The 24,802-nt window shown below is 73.6% G+C and carries 21 protein-coding genes and 1 pseudogene; 9 read left to right on the forward strand and 13 right to left on the reverse strand.

The genetic code is table 11. The features are described from left to right. Positions 1 to 18 precede the first annotated feature (18 nt). Positions 19 to 1,227, reverse strand: a complete 1,209-nt coding sequence (locus ACZ3TI_RS29655) for an IS110 family RNA-guided transposase (RefSeq protein WP_465731527.1) — start codon at positions 1,225 to 1,227, stop codon at positions 19 to 21. Between the two features lie 263 nt (positions 1,228 to 1,490). Beyond that, a complete protein-coding gene (locus ACZ3TI_RS29660) occupies positions 1,491 to 2,798 on the reverse strand; it encodes an aldehyde dehydrogenase family protein (RefSeq protein ID WP_465731529.1) in 1,308 nt (435 codons plus the stop codon). 213 nt (positions 2,799 to 3,011) lie between these two features. On the opposite strand from ACZ3TI_RS29660, the gene ACZ3TI_RS29665 reads away from it, so the two are divergent. Continuing rightward, positions 3,012 to 3,665: a DUF4360 domain-containing protein gene (locus ACZ3TI_RS29665; protein WP_465731531.1), complete on the forward strand. Its 654-nt coding sequence runs from the start codon at positions 3,012 to 3,014 to the stop codon at positions 3,663 to 3,665. A 73-nt stretch (positions 3,666 to 3,738) separates the two neighbouring features. On the opposite strand, the gene dacB is transcribed toward ACZ3TI_RS29665, so the two are convergent. The 4 genes and pseudogenes from dacB to ACZ3TI_RS29685 form a co-directional block, all read right to left on the reverse strand. After that, entirely contained in the window at positions 3,739 to 5,352 is a 1,614-nt protein-coding gene (gene dacB, locus ACZ3TI_RS29670; protein WP_465731533.1) for a D-alanyl-D-alanine carboxypeptidase/D-alanyl-D-alanine endopeptidase, read from the reverse strand. A 151-nt stretch (positions 5,353 to 5,503) separates the two neighbouring features. Continuing rightward, on the reverse strand, positions 5,504 to 6,229 hold the full coding sequence (locus ACZ3TI_RS29675; protein WP_465731535.1) for a class I SAM-dependent methyltransferase: 726 nt from the start codon (positions 6,227 to 6,229) through the stop codon (positions 5,504 to 5,506). Beyond that, on the reverse strand, positions 6,226 to 6,753 hold the full coding sequence (locus ACZ3TI_RS29680; RefSeq protein ID WP_465731704.1) for a DUF2064 domain-containing protein: 528 nt from the start codon (positions 6,751 to 6,753) through the stop codon (positions 6,226 to 6,228). Before ACZ3TI_RS29680 ends, ACZ3TI_RS29675 begins: the two co-directional genes overlap by 4 nt. Before the next feature lie 99 nt (positions 6,754 to 6,852). Then, positions 6,853 to 7,563: pseudogene (locus ACZ3TI_RS29685) on the reverse strand (glycosyltransferase family 2 protein); the annotation flags it as partial. A 152-nt stretch (positions 7,564 to 7,715) separates the two neighbouring features. On the opposite strand from ACZ3TI_RS29685, the gene ACZ3TI_RS29690 reads away from it, so the two are divergent. Next, positions 7,716 to 8,495, forward strand: a complete 780-nt coding sequence (locus ACZ3TI_RS29690) for a response regulator transcription factor (protein ID WP_465731537.1) — start codon at positions 7,716 to 7,718, stop codon at positions 8,493 to 8,495. Next, positions 8,492 to 9,649, forward strand: coding sequence for a sensor histidine kinase (locus tag ACZ3TI_RS29695; protein ID WP_465731539.1), 1,158 nt, complete (start codon positions 8,492 to 8,494; stop codon positions 9,647 to 9,649). The genes ACZ3TI_RS29690 and ACZ3TI_RS29695 overlap by 4 nt, the downstream gene beginning before the upstream one ends. A 2-nt stretch (positions 9,650 to 9,651) precedes the next feature. Here ACZ3TI_RS29695 and ACZ3TI_RS29700 read toward each other — a convergent pair whose 3' ends face one another. Further along, positions 9,652 to 10,707, reverse strand: coding sequence for an NAD-dependent epimerase/dehydratase family protein (locus ACZ3TI_RS29700; RefSeq protein WP_465731541.1), 1,056 nt, complete (start codon positions 10,705 to 10,707; stop codon positions 9,652 to 9,654). A 347-nt stretch (positions 10,708 to 11,054) separates the two neighbouring features. On the opposite strand from ACZ3TI_RS29700, the gene ACZ3TI_RS29705 reads away from it, so the two are divergent. From ACZ3TI_RS29705 to ACZ3TI_RS29730, 6 genes are all read left to right on the forward strand, one after another. Further along, on the forward strand, positions 11,055 to 12,380 hold the full coding sequence (locus ACZ3TI_RS29705) for a molybdopterin-dependent oxidoreductase (protein WP_465731543.1): 1,326 nt from the start codon (positions 11,055 to 11,057) through the stop codon (positions 12,378 to 12,380). After that, positions 12,377 to 12,865: a hypothetical protein gene (locus tag ACZ3TI_RS29710; RefSeq protein WP_465731545.1), complete on the forward strand. Its 489-nt coding sequence runs from the start codon at positions 12,377 to 12,379 to the stop codon at positions 12,863 to 12,865. Before ACZ3TI_RS29705 ends, ACZ3TI_RS29710 begins: the two co-directional genes overlap by 4 nt. A 134-nt stretch (positions 12,866 to 12,999) precedes the next feature. Beyond that, entirely contained in the window at positions 13,000 to 13,851 is an 852-nt protein-coding gene (locus tag ACZ3TI_RS29715; protein WP_465731547.1) for an S-methyl-5'-thioadenosine phosphorylase, read from the forward strand. 10 nt (positions 13,852 to 13,861) lie between these two features. Further along, on the forward strand, positions 13,862 to 15,307 hold the full coding sequence (locus tag ACZ3TI_RS29720) for a hypothetical protein (protein WP_465731549.1): 1,446 nt from the start codon (positions 13,862 to 13,864) through the stop codon (positions 15,305 to 15,307). Positions 15,308 to 15,372: 65 nt separating this feature from the next. Next, positions 15,373 to 16,074, forward strand: a complete 702-nt coding sequence (locus ACZ3TI_RS29725; RefSeq protein WP_465731706.1) for a molybdopterin-dependent oxidoreductase — start codon at positions 15,373 to 15,375, stop codon at positions 16,072 to 16,074. After that, positions 16,058 to 16,771 (forward strand): cytochrome b/b6 domain-containing protein, encoded by a 714-nt coding sequence (locus ACZ3TI_RS29730; RefSeq protein ID WP_465731550.1) that lies wholly within the window; start codon positions 16,058 to 16,060, stop codon positions 16,769 to 16,771. Before ACZ3TI_RS29725 ends, ACZ3TI_RS29730 begins: the two co-directional genes overlap by 17 nt. Here the strand turns inward: ACZ3TI_RS29730 and ACZ3TI_RS29735 are convergent. From ACZ3TI_RS29735 to ACZ3TI_RS29760, 6 genes are all read right to left on the reverse strand, one after another. Next, positions 16,742 to 17,719, reverse strand: a complete 978-nt coding sequence (locus tag ACZ3TI_RS29735; protein WP_465731552.1) for an endonuclease/exonuclease/phosphatase family protein — start codon at positions 17,717 to 17,719, stop codon at positions 16,742 to 16,744. The two genes, ACZ3TI_RS29730 and ACZ3TI_RS29735, sit on opposite strands and share 30 nt — an antisense overlap. Positions 17,720 to 18,006: 287 nt before the next feature. Beyond that, positions 18,007 to 18,813: a DeoR/GlpR family DNA-binding transcription regulator gene (locus ACZ3TI_RS29740; RefSeq protein ID WP_465731554.1), complete on the reverse strand. Its 807-nt coding sequence runs from the start codon at positions 18,811 to 18,813 to the stop codon at positions 18,007 to 18,009. A 126-nt stretch (positions 18,814 to 18,939) separates the two neighbouring features. After that, on the reverse strand, positions 18,940 to 19,887 hold the full coding sequence (locus tag ACZ3TI_RS29745; RefSeq protein WP_465731556.1) for a zinc-dependent alcohol dehydrogenase: 948 nt from the start codon (positions 19,885 to 19,887) through the stop codon (positions 18,940 to 18,942). Continuing rightward, complete coding sequence (locus tag ACZ3TI_RS29750; RefSeq protein WP_465731558.1) at positions 19,884 to 21,578, reverse strand: HAL/PAL/TAL family ammonia-lyase; 1,695 nt, start codon at positions 21,576 to 21,578, stop codon at positions 19,884 to 19,886. Before ACZ3TI_RS29750 ends, ACZ3TI_RS29745 begins: the two co-directional genes overlap by 4 nt. 177 nt (positions 21,579 to 21,755) lie before the next feature. Continuing rightward, on the reverse strand, positions 21,756 to 23,402 hold the full coding sequence (locus ACZ3TI_RS29755; protein WP_465731560.1) for an AMP-binding protein: 1,647 nt from the start codon (positions 23,400 to 23,402) through the stop codon (positions 21,756 to 21,758). A gap of 94 nt (positions 23,403 to 23,496) precedes the next feature. Further along, positions 23,497 to 24,780 (reverse strand): metal-dependent hydrolase family protein, encoded by a 1,284-nt coding sequence (locus tag ACZ3TI_RS29760; protein ID WP_465731562.1) that lies wholly within the window; start codon positions 24,778 to 24,780, stop codon positions 23,497 to 23,499. Positions 24,781 to 24,802 lie beyond the last annotated feature (22 nt).

Here is a 24,802-nt window from a genome sequence, read left to right on the forward strand (position 1 = left end):
TCGTCAAGGCTGCGCGGGTCATGCGGGCACGGTTTCGGGGGTGCGGGTCTCGTAGAGGGTGCCGTCGCGGAGCATGGCGAACAGGACGCTGATGCGTTGGCGGGCGAGGCGGAGGAGGGCCTGGGTGTGGGTTTTGCCGCGGTCTCGCTGCCGGTCGTAGTAGGCCCGGGAGTCGGGGTCGTGGAGGGCGGCGAACGCGGAGAGGAACATGGCCCGTTTCAGGAGCCGGTTGCCGGTTCTGGGGGCGTGTTCGCCGTGGATGGAGGACCCGGAGGACTTCGTCGCCGGCGCGAGGCCGGCGTAGGAGGCCAGGTGGGCGGCGGTGGGGAAGGTGGTGCCGTCGCCGACGGTGACCAGAAGGGTGGCGGCGGTCCTGACCCCGACTCCGGGCATCGAGGTCAGGACCTCGGAAAGAGGGTGGGCCGCCAGCAGCTCGCCGATCTGGGCCTCGACGGCTTGCCGCTGTTCGTGGACGGCGGCGAGCGAGCGGGCCAGGGAGGGCACCACCGTGTCGAGCGTGGTGGTGCCGGGGACGACGACGGTCTGCTCGTCGAGCGCGTTGAAGATCTCGTCGACCAGGCGTTCGGCCATGCGCGGGGCTTTGGGCCGTATCAGGGTCACGAGTCTTCGTCGGCCGGCTTTGCGCAGGGCGGCCGGGGAGCCGTGCTGTTCGAGCAGGTGGGTGACGGCGGGGTGGTCCAGGCGTGGGCCGAGGACGCGTTCGAGGGAGGGGTGGAACTGGGTGAGCAGGCCGCGCAGGCGGTTGCTGGTGCGGGTGGCCTCGGCGGCGAGGTCCTGGTCGAAGCCGGTCAGGACGGTGAGCTGGGCTGCGGTCTCGTCGGCGAGTTCGAGGGCGCGCAGGGTGTGGGGCATGGTGCGGGCGGCGTCCGCGATCACGTGGGCGTCGCGGGCGTCGGTCTTGGCCTCGCCGGGGTAGAGGTCGGCGATGCGGCGCATCGCCAGGCCGGGCAGGTAGGCGACCTCGCAGCCGGCGTCACGGGCTACCGTGAGCGGCAGTGCGCCGATCGAGGCGGGCTGGTCGACGATGACCAGGACACGGCCGAACTTGGCGGTGAGTTTGTCGAAGACGGCCCGCAGTTTCGGCTCGCTGTTGGGCAGCCGCTTGTCGAACACGGTCTTGCCGCCGACTGTCAGGCCGTGGCCGTGGTGGTGGCCCTTGCCGACGTCCAGGCCGAGGAAGACCGCGATGTCACTTGTGTCGAACACCGAACCCCCCGAAGGTCGTTCATCGTCCCGGCCTCGCCCGTCGGCACCGTTCGCGCGCATCCACGTTACGCAGACCCGGCACCTTCGGTGGCCGGGCGTTGCGCTCGGCCGGATGCCGGTCAGGCCTCTCATCAGCGGTCATACGGTGCTCCGGGCCGCGGTGACACCACCCCCCAGGTCATGCGATCGACAGGGGGCAACAGTCATGCCGGGCCCGGAGGCCAGGAGCCCCGTTTCAGGGCCACGAAGAAGGTAACGGGGCGTCAGGCGAGCGGCTTGTCGACAACGGCCTTGGTGTGGCTGAAGGTGTCGATCGAGTACTCGCCGTGGTAGCGGCCCATGCCGCTCTCGCCGACGCCGCCGAACGGCAGCTCGGGCATCGCCAGGTGCGAGACCGGCAGGCCGAAGGTGAGTGCGCCGGAGGAGGTCTCCTCGGCGAGCCGCCGCTTGGTGTCGGCGGACTCGGTGAAGGCGTACAGGGCGAGCGGCTTGTCGCGCTCGTTGATGAACGCGATCGCCGCGTCGAGGTCGGGGACGGTGAGGACGGGCAGGATCGGGCCGAAGATCTCGGCCTGCATCACCGGGGCGCTCGCCGGGACGTCGGCGAGGACGGTCGGGGCGAGGTAGCGCGCGGCGCGGTCGTGCTCGCCGCCGACGACGGTCCGCCCGTCGTCGAGCAGGGCGGTGAGCCGGTCGAAGTGGCGCTCGTTGACGATCCGCCCGTAGCCGGTGCTCTCGGCCGGGTCGTCGCCGAACAACTCCCGTACGGCGTCCGCGAGTTCCTGTTCCAGTCCGGTCGCGGTGTCGCCGATGGCGAGGACGTAGTCGGGGGCGACGCAGGTCTGGCCGGCGTTGAGGAACTTGCCGCGGGCGATCCGGCGGGCGGTTTCGGCGAGGTCGGCGCCGGGCTCGACCACGACCGGGCTCTTGCCCCCGAGCTCCAGGGTGACCGGGGTCAGGTGCTTGGCGGCAGCGGTCATGACGATCCGTCCGACCGCGCCGTTGCCGGTGTAGAAGATGTGGTCGAAGCGCTGCTCCAGCAGGGCGGTGGTCTCCGGGACGGCGCCCTCGACCACCGCGACCGCCTCCTCGCCGAGGTAGCGGGGCAGCAGCTCGGCGATGGCGGCGGAGGTCGCGGGGGCGAGCTCGCTGGGCTTGACGAGGGCGGTGTTCCCGGCGGCCAGGGCGCCGACCAGCGGGGCCAGGGCGAGCTGGAGCGGGTAGTTCCAGGGCGCGATGATCAGCACCACGCCCAGCGGGTCGCGGACGACCCGGGCCTCGGCGGGCCGGAAGAACTCCGGTACGGTGGCCGGCCGCGGCGCCAGCCACTGCTCCAGGTGCGCCGTGGTGTGGTCGAGTTCGTTGATCGTGAAGCCGATCTCGGTGCGGTACGCCTCGGCGGCGCTCTTGCCGAGGTCGGTGTGCAGGGCCTGCTGGAGCACCTCGGTCTGTTCGGTGAGCAGGGTGCGCAGGGCGGCCAGCTTGTCCAGGCGCCAGGCGAGCGGCCTGGTCCGGCCGGTGGCGAATTCGGCCCGGAGGCGGGCGACCACTGAAGGAATGCTGTCGTGCATGAGGATCTCGCGGTCTCGAGGCGTTGTCGGCGCTTGACACGTGGAACTTTCACCACGTGAAGCAATGCTGACCCTAGGGATGAAAGGTTGAGTTTGTCAAGCATTATCCCGCGTTGCCGCCTTGCGGGCGATCCGGCTGTCGCACCCCTGGGCAGGGGCCTGTGGATGTGATGACATAGTCATGTCAAATCGGCTCGATCGAAGGGGAAGCCCATGCTGCTCCGTGTGCTGGCCGCCGCGACCGCCGTCGCCGCCGCATCGTTGTCCGGCCCGTCGGCCTTCGGCATCGACTCGCTCCCGACCCCGCCCGACCGGATCGTCATCGACGTCGCGACGGTCAACGGCTCCGGCTGTCCGACCGGAACGGCCGCCGTGGCCGTCTCCCCGGACAACACCGCCTTCACCGTCACCTACAGCGACTACCTCGCCCAGGTGGGGGTGGGGTCGAAGCCGACCGACTTCCGCAAGAACTGCCAGCTCAACCTGCGGGTGCACGTCCCCCAGGGCTTCACCTACGCGATCGCCTCCGCCGACTACCGCGGCTTCGCCCACCTGGAGAAGGGCGCGAGCGGGATCGAACGGGCCAACTACTACTTCCAGGGCCAGCCCCAGACCGCCTACCGGGCCCACCGCTTCGACGGTCCGCGCGACGACAACTGGCAGGCGACGGACACCGTCGACGTCGCCGCCCTGGTCTGGGCCCCCTGTGGGGAGGAGCGCAACTTCAACATCAACACCGAACTGCGGGTCGCGGCCGGCAGCTCGGACCCCACCCGGACCACCAGCTTCATGACGATGGACTCGACCGACGGCAACATCAGGACCGTCTACCACCTCGCCTGGAAGCAGTGCCCCGAGCTCCGCTGACCGTCGGAGGGACAGCGGACGCCCGGGGAGGCACGCGGTCGACGCAGACCGCGTGCCTCCCCGGGCGGTGGGATCAGGAGCCGTTGCCCTGCTCCGGGGCGCGGTGCCCGGCCGAGGCCTGCTCCTGGAGCAGCGCGGCGACCTGGTTGACGTCGTCGAAGATGCGGATGACGTCATTGATGTCGGTGGCCGAGGCGCCGTTCACGCCGACGAAGAAGAGGTGCAGACAGCCGTCGTCCGTCTCCAGGTAGCCCGCCAGGTTCTCGGCGTTGTAGGCGATCCGCTGGTTGAGGTCGTCGGTGCCGACGATGGTGCCGGGCTTGGCGAAGACCTTGCCCTTGGCCGGGCAGTCGGTGGCGCAGGAGATCGCGAGCGAACCGTCGACGCCGAGGATCGGCAGGGCGTGGCGGAAGGCGTCCGCGTCGGGGGTGTGCAGCCAGTAGGCGAGGAGCTGGTCGAGGCCGATCGGGGTGACGCGGTCCTGGAAGACGCCGCCGCGTCCGTCGGCGAGCTGGAACTGGGTCGGGTCGACGTGCGCCACGTCGGTGAGGAAGTCGTGCTCGACGCCGAAGCCGTCGAGGCAGTCCGTGCTCCCGCGGGTGACGGCCATGTTGCACAGGGCCAGGTTGGCGCCGAGGTTGTGGCTGACCTTCAGGATCAGCTTGGCGTACTGGCTGTACGGCGGGGAGACGTACGCGGCGACCTGCGGGTCTCCGGCGTAGGAGGCCGGCAGCTTGCCGTCCGGGTTCGGGCCGGTCGGGTCGGCGGTGACGGTGACGCCGGCCCGGGCGAGCGCCTCGATCAGCGCGGTGCGGCCGAAGGCGTTCGGGTCCCGGACGTTGGAGATGCGCAGGACGGGCTGCGCGTCGGCGGCGATGGTGCCGCTGAGGGCGATCTGCGTGCCGTCGGGGGAGGCGGAGACCCGGATGTCCGTCGTGCCGCCGGCCGCCACCGTCTGCACGGTGGAGGAGACCTGGTACGGCGCGACCTGCGGGCGCCAGGTGAGCTGGGCGGTCTGGCCGGGGGCGGTGGGGGTGGTGAGCAGGTCGATGACGTTGTCGTTGATGATGAGCGGGGTGGGTTGCGGGTCCAGCGCCGGGGGCGTGAACAGCCTCGGGTCGACCACGACGTCGCCGTCGACCCGCGTGATGCCCGCGTCCCGGACCTGCCGGGCGATCGTGTCCAGGCCGGCCAGCGGGTCCTCGGGCGTGAGGGTGGCGCCAGGCAGGTCGTTGGCGCTGGTGTGGTCGATGGACGTGTAGTCGACCGTCCCGTCGGGCCTGGTCCGGCCGCCCATCGTGAGGTCGCCCTGGGCGACGAGCGCGAGGTTGCCGTCGAGGGTCGAGCCGGTGCGCGTGCCGGTGGCGAAGAGGGGGGTCGTGAAGCGGTGGTCCGGGCCGAGGGTGTGCCAGGCTCCCGAGATGGTGACGAGCTTGACGGTCGAGCCGGGGACGAAGAACTGGTTCGCGAACCGGGAGTGGAACACCTGGCCGGTCGCGGGGTCGGTCTCCAGCACGCCCCACTGCGCGTGCTCGTAGCCCGGCTTGTGCATGATCGCCTCGATGGCGGGCCCGAGGTCGTCGCCGTGCGCCGCCGCCGGGGGTGCGGCGGTCGTGCCCGCCACGGCGGCCAGCGTCGCGCCGGCGGCGGCCCAGGCCGGCAGGCGGCCGCGGATCGTTCGTCTCATGTGTGCGTCCCGTCGTCATCGCTGGGGTTCGGCAGTCCCGGCGCAGGCTGGTGTGGACCGGCTGCTCATGGGGCGGATCGTAGGAACCCGAGCGGCGTACTTTCCGGTACCCGTCGGCGTGCTGACGGCGCGTGGCGGGAAAGTCCACCGGTCAGCCGATCGACGGCGGTGGTGGCGGGTGTGGGAAGGGCTCAGCCGGTGCGGGTGAGCCGGTAGTGCCGCAGCCCTTGCGCAACGCGAGGAAACTGCGGCTGTGCGAGGTCCAGCGCTCCGCCTCGGCGAGGCCCGCGGCCCGGGCCCGCCGCAGGGTGGCGGCCGTGCCGAGCCGGGCCCAGGGGAAGGGCGGGCCGAGCCGGCCGTCCGGCCCTTCCACCCGGACGACGGTGCGTTCGTCCACCTCCTCCGGCTCCACCTCCACCAGCAGCAGCCCGTTCGGTTCGACGAGCTCGGCGCCCCGGCGGAGCAGGGCGCCGGGGTCGCCGCCGATGCCGAGGTTGCCGTCGGCGAGCAGCGCGGCGCCCCAGCGGCCCTCGGCGGGCAGGCGGTCGAAGACCGAGCGGCAGAGCGCCGGCCCGCCGAGGTGCCGGGTCCTGGCCACCGCGGCGCCGGTGACGTCGACCCCGAGCGCCGGGACGCCGAGGGCCAGCAGGGCGGCGACCAGGCGGCCGGGCCCGCAGCCGAGGTCCACCACCGGCGCGTTCAGCCGCAGGCAGCGCCGCAGCAGGCTGTGGTCGCTCCCGGCGGCGGGTGAGCACCAGCGTTCGACATCGAGGGGGATGCGAGTCCCGTCTTCCCGGCGCAGCCACAGTGGGCCGCGCCCGGCGCGGACGGCCTCGGCGAACGGATCGTCCACCCAGGCGGCAGCCGGGGCGGTCATCCCCCCGTCTCCGACGCGGCGCCGATCGAGCGCAGGCACGCGGCGAACGCGGTCTGCGGCGCCGCAGCGGCGACCTGTCGCGCGTCGAGGATGGTGTCCACGTCGGTGACCAAGGGGAGATGGTGGACCGTCAAACCGGCGAGGGTGAGGCGGTCGAGCAGCGCACGCCCGGTGTCGGGCGTGGACATCGGTACGCCCAGCAGCAGCCGCCCGGCGAGGTGTTCGGTGGGACGCGCCAGACCGAGGGCCCAGAAGCCGCCGTCGGCCGCGGGTCCGTACCAGGCGTCGACGCCCGTGCGGTGGGCCGCGGACAGCGGTTCGGCCAGCGTACCGGCCTCCAGCTGCGGGGTGTCCATCCCGACCAGCAGGGCGGGCGCTCGCGGGGCCACCCGGGCGGCGTGCGCGAAGGCGGCGGCGAGGCGTGCGTCGAGCCCGCCCGCGCACTGCGGCACGACCTCCCATCCCGGGGGCAGCCACCCGCCCGGTTCGCCGTCCAGCACCAGCAGCCGCCGCCCGGCCGGCATCCGGTCGAGGGCGGCGAGGGTGTCGACGAGTGCGGCTTCCGCGATGGCCGCCGCCTGCTCGGGGGTGCAGGGCGGGGTGAGGCGGGTCTTCACCCGCCCCGGGACCGGGGACTTCGCGATGACCAGCAGGGTGGGCGGCGGTGCGGCCAGGACGGCCCGCATGTCCCGTACGGCCTGCCGGGTGCCGCGCAGCGTCCCGGTCACCTTGGAGCGCCCGGCACGCGGCAGATAGTCGACGGGCGTCTCGGCGATGCGCATCCCGGCCGCGGAGGCGGCGAGCACCATCTCCAGCGGGTAGCCGGAGCGGCGGTCGCCCAGCCCGAGCGCGAGCAGCCGTTCCCGGCGCGCGGCGCGCATCGGACCCAGGTCGTGCAGCGGCGCGCCGGTACGGGCGCGCAGGCGCCGGGCGAGCACCGCATTGGCGAGCCGGGCGTGTGGCGGCCACGCACCGGGGGTCGCGGGGCGGCGTCGGCCGAGCACGAGGTCCGCCGCACCTGTCGCGACCGGTGCGGCGACCCTCGGCAGCTGGGCCGGGTCGAGCGAGCCGTCGCAGTCCAGGAAGCAGACCAGCTCGGCGGTCGCGGCGAGCAGCCCGGCATGGCAGGCGGCGCCGAAACCGCGCCGGCTCTCCTCGACGACGGTGGCGCCCAGCGAGCGGGCCAGTTCCGCCGAGCCGTCCCGCGAGCCGTTGTCCACCACGATCGCCCGCCATCCGTCGGGGATGCGTCCGAGCACCCACGGGAGGGCCTCGGCCTCGTCGAGGCAGGGCAGGACGACGTCAGCAACAGGGGGAGGGATCACGCCGGTCACGCTAACCGTGGTCCGGTCCGGCGAAGCCGAACCGCGCCCTTACGGAAGTGCGACATCCGGGCACCGGTGGCCCGTCCGGGGGATCTTACGGAACCCGGACGTCGGACCGGGCGTGGCGCTCGGCAGCGGCCGCGGCTCGTATCCTCGGCGGGGTGAACGAGAGCCCTGCCACCCCCGGACCGGCGCGCCCCCACCGCATCCTGGTGATCGACGACGATCCGACCGTCGCCGAGGTCGTCGTCGGCTACCTCACCCGGGCGGGCCACCGGGTCGACCGCGCCGCCGACGGCGACCGGGGTCTCGCCCTGGCCCGTGCCCGCCGCCCGGACCTGGTGGTCCTGGACCTGATGCTCCCCGGCATCGACGGCCTGGAGATCCTGCGCAGGCTGCGCGCCTCCGCGGGCGGCGCCGAGCTGCCGGTCGTCATGCTCACCGCCAAGGGCGACGAGAACGACCGCATCCTCGGCCTCGAACTGGGCGCGGACGACTACGTCACCAAGCCCTTCAGCCCCCGGGAACTCGTCCTGCGGGTCCAGTCCGTGCTGCGCCGCTCCCGGGCCGCCGCACCCGCTTCGCCGCCCGGTGGACCGGTGGTCTCCGGTGACGTCGCGCTCGACGCGCAGGCCCGCCGCGCCCACCGCGGTGGGCGTGAACTGATGCTGACCCTGCGGGAGTTCGACCTCCTGGCGTTCCTCCTCGGACACCCGCACACGGTCTTCTCCCGCCAGGAGCTGATGGAACGCGTGTGGGGCTGGGAATTCGGCGACCTGTCCACCGTCACCGTCCACATCCGTCGACTGCGGGAGAAGATCGAGGACGACCCGGCCGCGCCGGTACTGATCACCACGGTCTGGGGTGCCGGCTACCGCTACGACCCGGCGGCAGTCCAGGGCGGTGGCCCGGCGGCGGGCCCGGCGGGTGGCCCGGCGTGAAGGACCTGTTGCTGATCGCCCTGTTCGCCGCGCTGGGAGCCGGCGGGGCCGGCCTGATCGGCTGGGCGGCCGTCCGGTGGTTGCGGCGGCGCTCGCTCTCGCTGGCGCTGTTCTGCGTCGCCGCCGTCACCGTACTCGCGGTCACCTCCGGGACCTTCGCCGTCGCCCAGGCGATGTTCCTGTCCGGGCACGACCTCGGCGTGGTGATCACGGTGCTCGGAATGGCCTCGGTGGTGTCGCTGGCGACCGCCGCGCTGCTCGGCCGCCAGGTGGTGGCCGGGAGCAGGGCACTGACCGAGGCGGCCCGGACCGTCGGCAGCGACACCGGGTTCACCGCGCCGGAGCATCCGCTCGGCCTGGAACTGGCCCAGCTCAGCGAGGAACTCGCCGCCACCAGCGCCCGGCTCGCCGTGTCCAGGGCCCGCGCGCAGGCCCTGGACACCTCCCGCCGGGAGCTGATCGCCTGGATCTCGCACGACCTGCGCACCCCGCTGGCGGGACTGCGCGCCATGGCGGAGGCGCTCGAGGACGGCGTCGCCGAGGACCCGCAGCGGTACCTGCGACGGATGCGGACCGAGGTCGAGCGGCTCACCGGGATGGTGGACGACCTCTTCGAGCTCTCGCGCATCCAGGCGGGAGCGCTGTCCCTGTCGTTGTCCCGGGTGTCCGTCTACGACCTCGTCGACGACGCGCTCGCCGGCGCCCACCCGCTGGCCCGGCAACGCGGTGTCCGGCTGGAGGGCCGGCGGGTCGACGCCGAGCCCGTCGAGGTGGACGGTGGCGAGATCACCCGGGTGCTCGGAAACCTGCTGGTCAACGCCATCCGCTCGACTCCCGAGGACGGGGTGGTCGCGGTGTCCGCCCGCCGGGAGGCCGACGAGGTGGTGCTCTCGGTCACCGACGGCTGCGGTGGCATCCCGGAGCAGGACCTGCCCCGGGTGTTCGAAACGGGGTGGCGGGGCAGTGCCGCCCGCACGCCCCGGTCGGCCGACCAGGAGGATCCGCGGCAGCGGGGCGAGGGCGGGGACAGCGGTGCCGGGCTCGGGCTCGCCATCGTCCGCGGCATCGTCGAGGCGCACGCCGGGCGCGCCAGGGTGCGCAACGTCGCCGGAGGCTGCTGCTTCGAGATCGTCCTCCCCGCCGCGCGGACCTGAGTTCAGGCGCGCAGGGGCGCCGCCGCGAACTCCGCCATTCCCCTGGCGAAGGGGACCCTGGCACGCCAGCCGAGCTCTTCGCGGAGACGGGAGGAGTCCGCCGTGATGTGCCGGACGTCGCCGAGCCGGTACTCGCCGGTCACCACCGGAGGCGGACCGCTGTGAGCGGAGGCCAGCGCTCGGGCCATCTCCCCGATCGTGTGCACCTCGCCGCTGCCCACGTTGTAGGCCCGGGCGCCGCCCGCCGGCCGGTCGCCGACCGCCTCGAGGGCGGCGAGGTTGGCGGCGGCGACGTCCTCGACGTGGACGAAATCCCGGCGCTGACCGCCGTCCTCGAACACCCGGGGCGACGCACCCCGGGCCACGGCGGAGCGGAACAGCGAGGCCACCCCGGCGTACGGGGTGTCCCGCGGCATCCCCGGCCCGTAGACGTTGTGGTAGCGCAGCGTCAGAACGCGGCCTCCGCAGACACGGGCCCAGGCGCCCGCCAGGTGCTCCTGGGCGAGCTTGGTGGCCGCGTACACACTGCGCGGGTCAGCCGGCGCGTCCTCCGCGACCAGCCCGGGGCGCAGGTCGCCGCCGCACCGCGGACACGGCGGCTCGAACCGGCCGGCGTCCAGCTCGTCCGGACGGCGCGGACCGGGCGAGACGTCTCCGTGCGCCGGGCACCGGTACCGGCCCTCGCCGTAGACCACCATCGACCCGGCGAGCACGAGGTTCCGGACTCCGTGGCGCGCCATGGTGGCGAGCAGGACCGCCGTCCCCAGGTCGTTGCAGCCCGCGTAGGCGGGCGCGTCGGCGAGATCCAGTCCCAGGCCGACCATCGCCGCCTGGTGGCAGACCGCGTCCACCCCGGCCAGGGCTCGTCCGAGCGCCACGGCGTCCCGTACGTCCCCGTGCAGGAACTCCACCCCGGCCGGCAGGAGCGGTGCCGCCCCGGAGGGGTGCACCGCCGGAAGCAGCGCGTCCAGGGCGCGCACTTCGTGACCGGCCGCCACCAGTGCCCGCACGACCGCCGAACCGATGAATCCGGCACCGCCGGTGACCAGAATCCTCATGCCCGCCGACGCTACCGGCTGACGACCGCGCGGCCCGCCGCAGCGAGCAGCGTGTCATCCATCGGTAATGAGCCGACTGCCGCGCCCTCGGGCCGTGGTGCCGTGACGGTGGAGGGGGACGGCGCAGTCGCGGCCTCGATCCCGCGGTGCATCCGTGCGGGTGATGGTGTCCGCCAGTCGGGTTCGGCGTCGCAGGGCGGCTTCGCCGGTGGTGGTTGGCTGTCCGGTGGGCGTCGGTCGACCAGCTCTGACCGCGGCTGCGGGGAGGCGGCGATCGCCGGTTCCTCCGAGCTCCAGAGGATCGGTGAACCGCGCTTCCACGGTGGGGTCCGGGTCGGAGGTGGTGGATGGTCGCGGCTCGACGTGGTGGATCGTCCGGGACAGGTCGGGGGCGGCGCGCCGCCGGTACGCTGCGGCGCCTCACCCGGGCCGGTGGCAGCACCTGGCGCAGTCCGATCCGGGGGCCCTGGCTGACCTCGGTGTTCGGCCTGGTACTGCTGGTCGGTCTTCCGGTCCTCTTCGTGACCGGGGCCCTGTCCTACGCCGCGTACAACCCGGACCTCGGCCCGCTCAACGACCAGACCCCGGACAAGGGTCTGCTGGGCTTCTACCTCTTCGACTGGCCCACCAGCCCGGCCTGGCTGTACCGGCTCACCCAGGGCGTGCACGTGACCCTCGGCGTGACCCTGGTGCCGGTGGTGCTGGCCAAGCTGTGGTCGGTGATCCCGAAGCTCTTCGAGTGGCCGCCCGTCCGCAGCGGCGCCCACGCGCTGGAGCGGTTGTCGCTGCTGATGCTGGTCGGCGGGGCCGTCTTCGAGTTCGTCACCGGGATCCTCAACATCCAGCTCCACTACGTCTTCCCCGGATCCTTCTACACCCTGCACTTCTACGGCGCGTGGGTGTTCATCGCCGCCTTCGCCGTTCACGTGGCCCTCAGGCTGGGGGCGATGGTCGGCGCGCTGCGATCTCGCTCCCTGGCGCGGGAGTTGAGGACGGGCCTCGCCGACACCAGGCCCGAGCCGCCCGACCCGGCCGGCCTGGTGGCGGTCGCACCCGCCGCGCCGACGATCGCCCGGCGTGGTGCGCTCGCGCTGGTGGGCGCGGGCTCCCTGGCCCTGTTCGTGGTGACCGCGGGGCAGAGCATCGGCGGCCGGCTCCGGGTCACCGCACTGCTGGCACCGCACAACCGTGACCCGGGAGACGGTCCGAACGGCTTCCAGATCAACAAGACGGCTGCCGCGGTGGGCATCTCGGCGGCGATGGTCGGTCCGGACTGGCGGCTGGAGCTGCACGGCGCCGGGGCGGCCCGGTCACTCACCCGTGAGCAACTGCTCGCGCTGCCGCAGCAGTCGGCCTGGCTGCCGATCGCCTGCGTGGAGGGCTGGTCCACCGCGGACCAGCACTGGAGCGGACTGCGGCTCGCCGACCTCGCCGCCATGGCCGGGCTGCCCGAGGCGTCGAGCGTGCTGGTGGAGTCGGTCCAACCACCCGGCCCCTACGCCTCCGTGGTGCTGCGCGGCAACCAGATCCGCGACCCCCGCTCGCTCCTCGCCCTCGCGGTCAACGGGGCCGAGCTCTCACTCGACCACGGCTATCCCGCCCGGATCATCGTCCCCGCCAACCCCGGTGTGAACAACACCAAGTGGGTTCGCCGACTCACCTTCAGGACGTGACCGTGGCCCGATTCGCCCGCCTCACCCGCTGGTACGGCGCCGGCCCGATGCACCTGCTCGTCCTCCTCGCGTCCTTCGCGCTCGTCGGCTACGCCGTCGAGCGGCTCGTGGCCGAGCAGGCTCTCTCCGTGGCGATCTGGTTCGTCGGCGCGGCCGTCGCCCATGACCTGATCCTGCTTCCGCTGTACTCACTCGCCGATCTCTCGGCGCAGTCCGTGCTGCGCCACCGCCGTGAACGGGCCGCCGCGGTGGAATGGATCAACTACCTCCGCGTACCGGCCGTCCTGTCCGGTCTCCTGCTGATCGTCTGGTTCCCCCTCGTCCTCGATCTGTCCGAGCCCTACCCGGGCGCCACCGGGCTGTCGGAGGAGGTCTACCTCGGCCGATGGCTCGCGATCACCGGGATCCTGTTCGGCGCGGCAGCCGTCGGCCTGGCGCTCAAGCTGCGCGGTGCCCATCGCGCGGAGCGAGCCGAGCCGCGATGAGCGACGACCCCCGTGTCACCCCACCGGAGGAACGGCAGCGCGGCGTCCGCGAATCGTAAGGCTGTGGTTCGCGGAGTCCGCTGCGGCCGGCTCCTACAGTGGCCGGGACGTTCTTCCCCCGAGAGGTGGCATTGATGACGAGGCATCAGGAAGAAGCGTGGGCCGAGGTGGGCGTGATCGGCGGCTCCGGGCTGTACGCGCTGCTGGACGAGGTGACCGAGGTGCGCGTCGACACGCCGTACGGGGCGCCGAGCGACGCGCTGTTCGTGGGGGAGGTGGCCGGGCGCCGGGTCGCGTTCCTGCCCCGGCACGGGCGAGGCCACGGGCTGCCGCCGCACCGGATCAACTACCGGGCGAACCTGTGGGCGCTGCACTCGCTGGGCGTGCGGCAGGTGCTCGGGCCGTGCGCGGTGGGCGGGCTGCGGCCGGAGTACGGGCCGGGCACGCTGCTGGTGCCGGACCAGTTCGTCGACCGGACCTCCGGGCGGATGCAGACCTACTACGACGGGCTGCCGCTGCCCGACGGCTCCGTCCCCGAGGTGGTGCACGTGTCGATGGCCGACCCGTACTGCCCCGCGGGGCGGCGGGCCGCGCTGGACGCGGCGGCCGGGGCCGCCTGGGAGCCGGTGGACGGCGGCACCCTGGTGGTGATCGAGGGGCCGCGCTTCTCCACCCGTGCCGAGTCCCGCTGGTTCACCGCCAACGGCTGGTCGGTGGTCGGCATGACCGGCCACCCGGAGGCCGCGCTGGCCCGCGAACTCGGCCTCTGCTACACCTCGTTGGCACTCGTGACCGACCACGACGCCGGCGTGGAGAGCGGCGAGGGCGTCACCCAGGCCGAGGTGTTCAAGGCCTTCGCCGACAACGTCGACCGGCTGCGCACGGTGCTGTTCAAGGCGATCGGGCTGATGCCGACCGACCGCGCGTGCGTCTGCTCGCACGCCCTGGACGGCCTCACGACCGGCCTTGCCGGTGTTCCGGGTTAGGAGCGGGCCCGTGACGCCGGCAGGACAGCGGCAGGACCGTCGGATCGCCGGAGTCGCCACCGGACCGCGGGACGGCGGGGGGCAGCGCGTGCTCGCCCGCACCCTCCTGCCCTGCGTCCTCGCGGTCACCGCCCTGGTGGGGGCCCTGGCGCTGACCGTGACCGGCGGTGGAACGCTCGCCGACCGGTCGCCGCTGTACGCCTGGTACGTGCTCGACGCGGCGCTCTTCGCCCTCGCGCTGGTCCTGCTCCGGTGGGTGAGCGACCGGCACGTGACGCGGCTCGTGATGGCGGGTAGCGTCGCCGTCGCCCTGGCGGGACTGCTGGCGCCCCCGCGTACCAGCGACGACGCCTACCGGTACGTGTGGGACGGGCGGGTCCAGGCGGCCGGGGTCTCCCCGTACGCGCACACCCCGGACGACCCGGCGCTCTCCCCGTTGCGCGATGCGGGCCTGTTCCCGGCGGGGGACGGGTGTACGGGGTGGGACGAGCACCGGACGGCGGCCGGGGACTGCACCCGGATCAACCGGCCCGCCGTGCACACCGTCTACCCGCCGGTCGCACAGGCGTGGTTCCTGGTCGTGCATCCCTTCGGCGGCGGGGTGCGCGGTGCGCAGGTCGCCGGGGCGCTGCTGGCCGTCGCGACCACCGGCGTGCTGCTCGCCGTCGGCGGGCGCGGGCGGCGGGCGGCAGTGTGGGGGTGGTGTCCGGGCGTGACCGTGTGGGCGGTCAACGACGCGCACGTCGACACCCTCGGTGCGCTCCTCATGGTGGCCGGGCTGGGCTGTGCGGCCCGCCGCCGGGCGGGTGCCGGCGGCGCCCTGCTCGGCGCGGCGGTCGCGACCAAGCTGCTGCCGGCACTCGCCGTGCCGGGGGCGGTGTCCGGGCTGCTGGCCCGGCGGCCGACGAGGGACGACCTGGTGCTCGCCGCGGCGGCCCTCGCCGCGTTCGTCCTGTCCTGTCTCCCGTACGTCGCGGTCTCGGGCGTGGGCGTCCTCGGGTACCTGCCCGGGTATCTGCGGGAGGAGGGCTACGAGCAGGGGCACCTCGAGCGGTTCGGCCTGCTGCGGGCGGTGCTGCCCGACCGCTGGGTACCGTGGGCGGCCGCCGCGGTGCTCGCCGCGGTGGTGCTGTGGGTGCTGCGGCACGGGGACCCCCACCGGCCCTGGCGCGGCGCGCTCCTGGTCACCGGTTCCGCCCTGCTGCTCGTCGCGCCGAGCTACCCCTGGTACGGGCTGCTGGTGGTGGCCCTGGTCGCGCTCGACGGGCGCGCGGAGTGGCTGGCGGTGCCCGCGGCCGGCCAGGTGCTCTACCTGGTGGGTGGGGAGGACGCCCAGCGTGCCGCGTACGGGGCCGCCCTGGCCTGCGTGCTCGTCGTGCCGGTGCTGCGCAGGCTCGTGAACGCCGCACCGCTCCGGTCGACGCGCGGCGCGGCCGCGGAGATGACGAAATCCTGACGGGAGGCGGCGGCCACTGGCCGAGGGCCGGTCCGACCTGGTCGAATCGGGGCGTGACCAGAGAAATGGAACACCCCAAGGGCACCCCGGTCGGGCGGCGGGTGGTGCTGGGGCTGCTCGGCCTCGGTGCGGCGGGCGTCGCGGCCGGCCCCTACCTGCAGCGCGCGGAGTCGGCGCTGGCGGAGCGGGACCGGACCGGGCTCAGCGGGCTGCTGCCGGGGAACAACGGGTTCCGGTACTACTCGGTGGTGACCTCCGTCCCCCGGCGGGACGCGGGCGACTACACGCTCACCGTGGACGGCCTGGTGGAGCGCCCCGCCACCCACCGGCTGGCCGACCTGCAGGCGATGCCGCAGCAGCGGCTGGTCAAGGACGTCCAGTGCGTCACCGGCTGGCGGGTGCCCCACACCCCGTTCGAGGGCGTGCCGCTGGCCCACCTGCTGGACGCCGCGGGCGTGCGGAGCGGGGCGAAGGCGGTGCGCTTCAGCTGCTTCGACGGCGAGTACACCGAGAGCCTCACCCTGGAACAGGCCCGGCGGGACGACGTGCTGGTCGCGCTGCGGATGCAGGACGACCCGATCTCGCACGACCACGGCGGGCCGGTGCGGCTGTACGTCGCGCCGATGTACTTCTACAAGTCCGCGAAGTGGCTCTCGGGGATCACCGTCACCGGCTCGGTGGAGCCGGGCTACTGGGAGCAGAACGGCTATGACGTCGACGCCTGGGTCGGCCGGTCGAACGGGCGGGACGATGCACCGACGAACTGACCCGGTCCTCCGCTTCACCAGGGCCGAGCGCTGGGTGCACCGGACGACCGCCGCGCTGATGGGCGTCTGCCTGGCGACGGCGGCCTGCCTCTACCTCGCGCCGCTCGCCCGACTGGTCGGCAACCGACCGCTGGTCGTCACCGCGCACGTGTGGTGCGGCCTGGCGCTGCCGGTGCCGTTGCTGCTCGGGCTCGCCTCCCGTGCGCTGCGGTCGGACGCCGCCCGGCTGAGCCGGTTCACCCCGGCGGACTGGGCGTGGCTGCGGGCCGTGCGGCGGCGCTCCTGGGACCGTCCGGCCGGCAAGTTCAACGCCGGGCAGAAGCTGTACGCGCAGTGGACGCTCGGGTCGATGCTGGTGATCGTCGGCACCGGGCTGCTGATGTGGCTCACCCACCTCGCCCCGCCGTCCTGGCGCACCGGCGCGACCTTCGTCCACGACTGGCTGGCCGCCGCCATCGCGGTGGTGGTCGCCGGGCACGTCCGGATGGCCTGGCGGGACCCGGAGGCGCGGCTGGGGATGCGGACCGGGCTGGTGGAGCGGGACTGGGCCGAGCGGGAGCACCCGCAGTGGCAGGCCGCCCGCACCCCGCCGCCGGTGGACACCGCCGGGGCCGGAGACCAGGGGGTGAAACCCGGGAGCGCCTCCGGTCCCGAATGCCGCGGAGCGTCACAGGTCGAAGGTGGCCACCACGGGTGAGTGGTCGGACGGGTTGCCGTGGGCGGCCGCCGGGTGGGCCGCCAGGACGTTCGGCAGCTTGTCGACGGTGGTGGAGACCGTCCGGAACTTGGCGAGCAGCGAGTGGCTGATCAGGATGTGGTCGATCAGCTCGTGCTGGCCCTCGAAGACGCGGGAGAACCCGCCCTGCTCGAGGATCTTCGGCGCCAGGTTCCACAGCCGCTCGGCGTCGCCCGGGTCGGGGCGCTTGAACCCGCCGGTGCCCATCTGGGAACCGGGCGGGCCGTAGAGGATCTGGGTGGTGGCGGCCTGCCACTCGTCGTTGAGGTCGCCGAGCACGATGACGTCGTGGTTCCGGCCGTCACCCTGGAGCAGGTCGTCGGCCAGGGCGCGCATGGTGACGGCCTCGGCGGTGCGGCGGAACAGCGCGTACGCCTCGTAACGGGCGCGTAGGCGCTCGTCGGTGGTGTCGTGCGACTTGTCCGGGAAGGTCAGCAGCTTCGACTTGAGGTGGCAGACGGCCACCTGGAGGCTCTTGCCGGGGGCCGGCTCCACCCGTACGGCCAGGCCGCCGCGCCCCATCTCGCCGGTCGGGCTGCCGGGGACGCCGTCGTCCTCGACCTGGACGGGGTGGAGGCCGCTCGGGAAGTCCTTGGTCTGCCGGACGTCGAGCAGCGGGAAGCGGCTGATGACACCGACCCGGATGCCGCGCGGGTCCGGGTGGTCGGAGAGCGCGGTGTGCCAGGTGCCGGGCAGCTTGGCCACGAGGTCGTCCAGCGCCTCCTGGCTCCCCACCTCCTGGACGCCGAGCAGGTCCGGGCCGATCTCGCCGATGACGCCGGCCAGGGCTTCGACCTTGGCGTCGTAGGTCACCTGGTCCTTGGCGGCGCACTTGCTCGGGTCGGGCGCACTGCCGGGCGGCAGCGGCCGACAGAAGTTCTCCAGGTTCCAGGTCGCGATGGTGGTCACAACTGCTCCAGTCGTCGTGGATTTCCGCAGCCGTCCGACACGGCGGCGCTCGCGCCCGTCCGTCCCCGTTCCTGACGCCGGATCAGACGGTCGCGACCGACCCCGGCGCCCCCGACGGGGCCCTGCCCACGGCGGGACGGTTCCGGTACCGGTCGGGGGAGGTGTACGTACGAGCAGGCCATGTCTACCGAACCGGCTCCGGGCGCCACAGCCGCCGAACGGGTGGAGCCGAAGCACCGCGGAGCGGGCCGACGACGCCGAGCGGACCCGAGGCGGGGAGGGCGGGTTCAGCCCGCGGCCGGGACGACGACGAGTTCTCCCACGGTGTCGGCCAGGACCTTGCGGGCTGCCGCGGGGAGGCCGTCGTCCGTGACGAAGCAGTCGATCCGGTCCAGGGACGCGAAGCTGCTCAGACCGACCACGCCCCACTTGGTGTGGTCGGCGACGACGATCGTGCGGCGGGCGGAGGCGATCAGGGCGCGGTTGGTCTGGGCCTCGGCCAGGTTCGGGGTGGTGAGGCCGGCGTGTTCGCTGACGCCGTGGACCCCGAGGATCAGCAGGTCCACGTGGAGCGAGCCGATGGTCCGGTCGGCCAGGGCACCCACCAGGGCGGCCGAGCGGGTGGGCGACCCGCCGGTCAGCAGGAGGGACGGGACGCTCTCCCTGCCGCCGCTCTCCGCCGCCCACAGCAGGTTCGCGATCGGCAGCGAGTTGGTGACCACCGTCAGCTGCGGGATGTCCAGCAGACGGGAGGCGACCGCGTAGGTCGTGGTGCCGGCGGAGAGAGCCACCACGCTGCCGGGTTCCACGAGCTGCGCCGCGGCGTCCGCCAGTGCGGCCTTGGTGCCTTCCTCCAGCTCGGACTTGACGTCGAAGCCCGGTTCGTCCGTGCTGGCGGCCCCCACCGCGATGGCACCGCCGTGGACCTTCTGCACCGTCCCCTGGCGCACCAGCGCGTCGAGGTCGCGGCGGATCGTCATGTCCGACACCCCGAACCGGTCGACCAGTTCGGCGACGCGGACCGCGCCGGTCCGACGGATCGCCTCCAGGATCTGCGCCTGGCGCTGCGGGGCGAGCAAACTCTGATCAGCCACGAGGGCCCTTCCTGTCGAACGGGTGCCCGATTGCTTTCCCTCGGTCGGAAGACTAACCCTGCCACGGGCGCCGAGGGCGGCGGCGGTGATCGACTGGAGTGACCGCGTCGGGAGAGGCCGCCGCGGTCACCGCTCCCGGCAGGAGAGGAAGGTCTTGCGCTCCTCTCCGGCGCAGTCGGCGGCGAACGCGTCGGCGAAGTCCTCCAGCGCGTGGGTTTCGCCGAGCAGATCCGAGACGTCGTGCTTGGCCAGGAAGTGCAGGGCGTCACCGAAGGCGCCGTAGGACGCGGACTCGAAGACGAGTTCCTTGCGCAGGGCGGCCGTCAGGTCGATCGGGACGGGGGCGGGCGGACGGCTCTTCAGGACGATCCGGCCGCCGGGGCGCACCGCCCGGATCATCTCGGCGAACGCGGCCCCGGTCGGGCGGGTCTCGATGATGTAGTCGTAGGCGTCCGTCTCCAGCGGGGCCGCGGTGCCCTCCCCGAAGGCCTCCACGCCGTCGAACCCGGCCTCCCGCAGGACGCGCGCGGTCAGCTCGGCGATCCGGTTGCCGCCGTAGACCAGCCCGCGCTCGCCCGGGCGGATGGCCGTCTTCAGGACGGCCAGCGCGGCGCAGACCGGCTCGGCGTACGCCCCCTCCCGGAAGGACAGGTGGTCCGGCAGGTGGTGCACGACGTCCGCGGGCACGGTGACGTACTCGGCGAAGGCCCCGTTCCGGGCGACGCCCAGGAACTTGTGGTGCGGGCAGCACTCGGGCTCGTCCACCGCGCACCGCGCGCACGCGCCGCAGGGAAGCACGGGCATCACCGCGACCCGGTCGCCCGGCGAGAACCGGCGGACCTCCGCGCCGCCCGCGGCGACCACCCCGGCGAACTCGTGTCCGAGGATCAGCGGGTCGGCGCAGGTCAGCAACCCCCGGGCGGCGTAGATGTCGGTCCGGCACACCCCGGCGACCTCGACGCCGATCAGCACCTCCCGCGGGGCCGGTACGGGCACCGGCACCCGGTCGACCGTCACCGAGGCGCCGTTCTTGACGACCGCCCGCATCCGCGTCCCCGTTCCGCTGATCATCATCGGGCCGCCGAGGTTCGCGCGTCCGTCCCGTCGCGTCCCGGCTCGTCCTCGAAGGACCCCGCCCGGAGCAGCGAGCCGTCGCGCATCGCGCCGAGCACCGCCCGGATGTCGCCGTCCATCGGCCGGTCGGCGGCGTTGAACGGGGCCAGGGTGCGGACGAGCCGGTACACCTGCCCGGTGCGCGTGCCCAGTTGCCCGGCCCCGCGCAGGTCGGCCGCCTGGCACGCCGCCAGCAGGTGGATCGCGGCGGCCTCCCGGGCCAGGTCGAGCACGGTGCGGGCGTCCCGCGCCGCGATCGGCGACATGCTGACCTTGTCCTGGTTGTGCGCCCCGGTGGACCGGGAGAAGACACCGGCCGGCCCGGCCGTCTTGAGCGCCTCGGCGGTGACGGCGGAGCAGGCCAGCTGCATGCCCTTGAAGCCGTGGTGCAGCCCCGCCGCCCAGTCCTCCTCGCCGACCGGGGCCACCAGGCCGGCCGTCAGGCCGTTGCTGGACTTGTCGTCGACCAGCAGCGCGAGCTGCCGGTCCAGCAGGTCCGCGACGTTCGCGACCGCGACCTTCAGCGCGTCCATCGCCAGCGCGAGGTGACCGCCGTAGAAGTTGCCGCCGCTGTGCACCGCACCGGTCGCGGTGTCGAAGAGCGGGTTGTCGTTCGAGGAGTTGATCTCCGTCTCGACCCAGCGGCGGACCCAGTCGACGGTGTCCCGCAGCACGCCGATCACGTGCGGTGCGCAGCGCACCGAGTACCGGTCCTGCACGCTCCGGTTCAGCCGCTGGTAGCCGCGCTCGCCGAGGGTGTCGCTGAGCCCCACCACCTGGCCGTGGTCCAGGGCGAGGTGCGAGCCGGTGAGCAGCCCGGCGATGCGGCGCGCGCTCGCCACCTGGCCCGGGTGCGGCTTGCTCTCGTGCAGGAAGGCCGAGAAGTGACCGCGGTTGCCCGCAAGTGCCTCGCAGGCCATGGCCGTTCCGGTCTCCGCCAACTCGGCCAGCTCGGCCGCCTGCGCGACGGCCAGGGCCGCGAACGCCGCGGAGAAGGAGGTTCCGTTGACCAGGGCGAGGCCGTCCTTCGCCTCCAACTCGACCGGATCCAGCCCGAGTTCGTCCAGCACCTCGGCGGCGGGGCGCACCGCGCCCCGGTACCGGACCTCGCCCTCCCCGATCAGGGGTGCGGCCAGGTACCCCAGCGGCACCAGGTCGCCGCTGGCGCCGACCGAACCCCGCTCCGGGATCACCGGGAGCACGTCGTGGCGCAGCAGCTCCAGCAGCCGCTCCACGACGAGCGGACGGACGCCGGAGCTGCCGCGGGCCAGGCAGTTCGCCCTGATCAGCAGCGTCGCGCGGCAGACGTCCGGCGGGGCGAGCGGACCGGTCCCGTTGCGCAGGAACCGCAGCATGTTGCGCTGCAGTTCGGCGGTCTTGCCGACCGAGATCTGCCGGTCGGCGCTGGCCCCGAAGCCGGTCGTCACACCGTAGATCGGCTGCCCGGTGGCGAGGAGTTGCCGCTTGAGTTCCCGTGACCGCTCCATCCGGGCGGCCGCGTCCTCGGCCAGCCGCACGGAGACGTCCTGCCGCAGGGCGACGCGGACGACGTCCTCCACCAGAAGGCCGTGCCCGTCGAGGGCGAGGTCGGTACGGGATCCCGGCTCCGCGTCCGGATGCGGAGCCGTCTGCGCCAGTCCTGCCGTGCTCACGTGTCTCCCAAGTCGGTTGCCACCCGGATGCGCGGCGACACTTCCCCGGATGGGACTCCGGTCGCCGAGCGTTCCTCCCACGAGGAGGTCAACGAGGCCGGGCCCGGGAGGGCACGGGAGGTACGGGCAGATCGGCGGCCGCGGCGTAGCAGGACGTGCGGACGCGTCGCGGCCGGCTCAGCCGGTGGCGGCCGTCGCGCGCTCCCCGAGCCGGCCGAGCAGCTCCTTCCGGCGGACCTTGCCCAGTTCGGTGCGGGGGAGCTCGGTGACCTGCTCGACCCGGGTGGGCAGGCAGGAGTCGTGGAAGCCGAGCCGCCGCAGGAAGCCGCGCACCTCCTCCAGGTCCGTCCGGCCCGCGGAGACGACGACGGCGCAGGGGGTTTCCCGGCCGTCGGCGTGCCGCCACGGCACGAGCACCGCGTCCTCGATGCCGGGGTGGGTCAGCAGCGCGTCCTCGACATCGGCCACCGGGACCTGCCAGGAGTCGCCGATGCGTTCGGCCGCCCGGCCGACGAACCGCAGTCCGCCGCCCCCGTCGGGCGCGACCAGGTCACCCGTGTCCAGCCAGCCCTCGTCGTCGTGCGTCGACCAGCCGGCCCGTCCGCTGTCGCGACCGACCGTCGCCAGGCACACCGCGGGCCCGCGCACGTGCAAGCGGAAGACCTCGCCGTGGTGCGTCCGTCCGGCCGGCTCCAGCCGGACCTCACCCGCTCGACCCATCCGCCCGACACTCCGCGCGGCGTGCTCCGGCGGGTCCTCCGGGCTGGTGGCCAGCACGTTGCCGCACTCGGTCATGCCCCAGACGTTCCGCACGACGGGGCACAGCCCGTCCCGCACCGCCGTCAGGGTCACCCGGGGCAGCGGACCGCCGAAGCTGCAGATGCTCTGCAGGCTCGACACGTCCCGGGCCCGGCGCCGCTGCTCCTCGGTGAGGTCGCGAAGCGTCCGGGGCGAGGTCCACAGCTCGTTCACGCCGGCCCGCTCGATCAGGTCCAGCCAGCCGCCCGGGTCCCGGCTGTCGCTGAGCAGCGTCGGAACCCCGGGAGAGGTGGCGTGCAGGGTCCGGCGGAACGCCGCGACGAAGGACATGCCGGAGGTGAGCGCCCGCAGCCGCACGGAGTCCGTCAGCGCGGGCTGCGGTACCCCGTAGAGCGTGTTGGCGCTGTGTACGACCAGTTGGGGCTCGCCGGTGGTGCCGGAGGTCGTCATGAGGGCGCAGACCTCGTCGGCTCCGAGCGGGTCGAGGTCGTTCGGCCGCACGGCGGCGGGACGGCCGTAGAGGGCGTCGTCGAGCCCGACCGCGTTCGTGGCGGCGGCGTCGCCGAGCACGATGCGATGGCGCAGCGAGGGCAGCCGGGGCGCCTGCTCCAGAAGCAGCCGCGCCTGCCCGACGCCGTCCCACTCCTCGGCCACGACACAGGCGACGGCACCGGCGGCCGCCAGCGCGCGCTCCGTCACGAACGGTCCGAACAGGGTGGGCAGGGGAGCGATCACCGCTCCGGCCCGCAGGCACGCGACCATCAGGACCGCCGTCTCCCACCAGGCGGGCAGCTGGTGGGCCACCACGTCCCCGCGGCGCACTCCGAGCTCCCGCAGGGCCCCGGCCACGGCGTCCGCACGAACGTCGAACTCGCCGAACGACAGTGCGACGAGTCGGCGTTCGCGGTGACGCCACGTCAAGAGTGCGGTCTCGTCAGGCCTTTCGGTGGCAGACTCCCGGAGATCGTCGGAGAACGTCCGGTCGCGCCACCAGCCCTGCTCGCGGTAGCGGCGCGCGGCATCCGGCAACGGCGTGAAGGAATTCCAGGAAGGACGCACAGGCACCTCGCGACTGCGGAGCGAAACCGGGTGATCACCCGGCGCAAGGGTAGCGGCTGCGGCGGGGAGGCACCCGCGTGCGGCCGGAAGCCGGTTGGGGTCAGCCGAGTTCGTTCTTGTGGACGACGCCGTCCTTGACGATCAGTCGCAGGGTGCGTTCGGGGTCGGCGAGGACGGACAGGTCGGTGGTCGGGTCGCCGTCGACGACCAGGAAGTCGGCCCACGCTCCCGGCGCGATGACGCCGAGCGGCGCGGCGCGGTAGGGGTCGCGGCGGCCGGAGAGGCGGAAGAGTTCGGCGTTGCCGGAGGTGGCCGTCCTCAGGGCCCCGACCGGGCCGAGGTGGGTGGCGAGGCGGATGAGCATCTCGTTCTGCCGGTGGGCTTTCGCGGGGTCGAGGACCAGGTCGGTTCCGAAGGCCAGCCGTACGCCGTGCTTCGCCGCCCAGGCGATGGTGCGGGCGACGCCTTCGCAGACCTCGCGGTTCTTGCGGGCGCTGTCCGGGGAGGCGTAGTGGTGGTCGTCGGCCTCGAACGGCTGGGTGCTCAGCCACACACCCTTCTCCGCGAGGTAGCGGATGGTGCCCTCGTCGACGAGGTGCCCGTGCTCGATGCAGCGCACCCCGGCCTCCACCGCGCGGCGCACGCCTTCGGAGGTGTAGACGTGCACGGTCACGTAGGTGCCCCAGTCGGAGGCCGCCGCGACGGCGGCTTCGAGTTCGGTCGTGGTGAACTGCAGCACGTCCAGCGGGTCGAACTCCGAGATGACGCCGCCGCCGGCCATCAGCTTGATCTGGGTGGCGCCCTTCTTCAGCTGCTCGCGGACCGCGGCGAGCACCCGGTCCGGCCCGTCGGCCACCCGGGTGAAGCCGATCTGTTCGGATCGGGCCGGTGGCCCGCCCAGGGCGGTCGGGGTGTCGTAGACCGTCCCGAAGTCGCCGTGGCCGGATGTCTGGGAGATGGCCGCCTGGCTCGGGTAGATCCGTGGGCCCGGGAACAGCCCGCGGTCGAGAACCTGCCGCAGCGGCGCGGTGTCGCCGGCCATGTCCCGCACCGTGGTGAAGCCGCGCATCAGCATGTCGCGGGCCGCGGCCAGCGCCTGGTAGTAGACGGTGCCGGTCGGTGCGAGCTGCAGCTCCGCCATGGTGCCACCGATCGCGAACAGGTGGACGTGCGCGTCGGTGAGACCGGGGAGGAGAGTGCGGCCGCCGCCGTTGAGCACCGTCGCGCCTCCGGGGGCGTCGCGCGGGAAGGGAGAGCCCAGCACCACCTCCGCGATCCTGTCCCGCTCGACCCGGACGTGCCCCGGCACCGATTCCGCTCCGGTCCCGTCGAAGACGCGGACGTTCGTCACCAGCAGCCCGGCACCGGGGCGGTCGACAGTCATGGCGCCATCCTCGACCGGCTGC

This window comes from Kitasatospora sp. NPDC023120 (genome assembly GCF_055560835.1).

Coding starts and splice junctions, on each gene's coding strand:
- ACZ3TI_RS29760 (WP_465731562.1), bottom strand. CDS start 24,780: ATGACTGTCGACCGCCCCGGTGCCGGGCTGCTGGTGACGAACGTCCGC.
- ACZ3TI_RS29660 (WP_465731529.1), bottom strand. CDS start 2,798: ATGCACGACAGCATTCCTTCAGTGGTCGCCCGCCTCCGGGCCGAATTC.
- ACZ3TI_RS29715 (WP_465731547.1), top strand. CDS start 13,000: ATGACGAGGCATCAGGAAGAAGCGTGGGCCGAGGTGGGCGTGATCGGC.
- dacB (WP_465731533.1), bottom strand. CDS start 5,352: ATGAGACGAACGATCCGCGGCCGCCTGCCGGCCTGGGCCGCCGCCGGC.
- ACZ3TI_RS29725 (WP_465731706.1), top strand. CDS start 15,373: ATGGAACACCCCAAGGGCACCCCGGTCGGGCGGCGGGTGGTGCTGGGG.
- ACZ3TI_RS29700 (WP_465731541.1), bottom strand. CDS start 10,707: ATGAGGATTCTGGTCACCGGCGGTGCCGGATTCATCGGTTCGGCGGTC.
- ACZ3TI_RS29730 (WP_465731550.1), top strand. CDS start 16,058: ATGCACCGACGAACTGACCCGGTCCTCCGCTTCACCAGGGCCGAGCGC.
- ACZ3TI_RS29745 (WP_465731556.1), bottom strand. CDS start 19,887: ATGATGATCAGCGGAACGGGGACGCGGATGCGGGCGGTCGTCAAGAAC.
- ACZ3TI_RS29675 (WP_465731535.1), bottom strand. CDS start 6,229: ATGACCGCCCCGGCTGCCGCCTGGGTGGACGATCCGTTCGCCGAGGCC.
- ACZ3TI_RS29680 (WP_465731704.1), bottom strand. CDS start 6,753: ATGCCGGCCGGGCGGCGGCTGCTGGTGCTGGACGGCGAACCGGGCGGG.
- ACZ3TI_RS29665 (WP_465731531.1), top strand. CDS start 3,012: ATGCTGCTCCGTGTGCTGGCCGCCGCGACCGCCGTCGCCGCCGCATCG.
- ACZ3TI_RS29705 (WP_465731543.1), top strand. CDS start 11,055: ATGGTCGCGGCTCGACGTGGTGGATCGTCCGGGACAGGTCGGGGGCGG.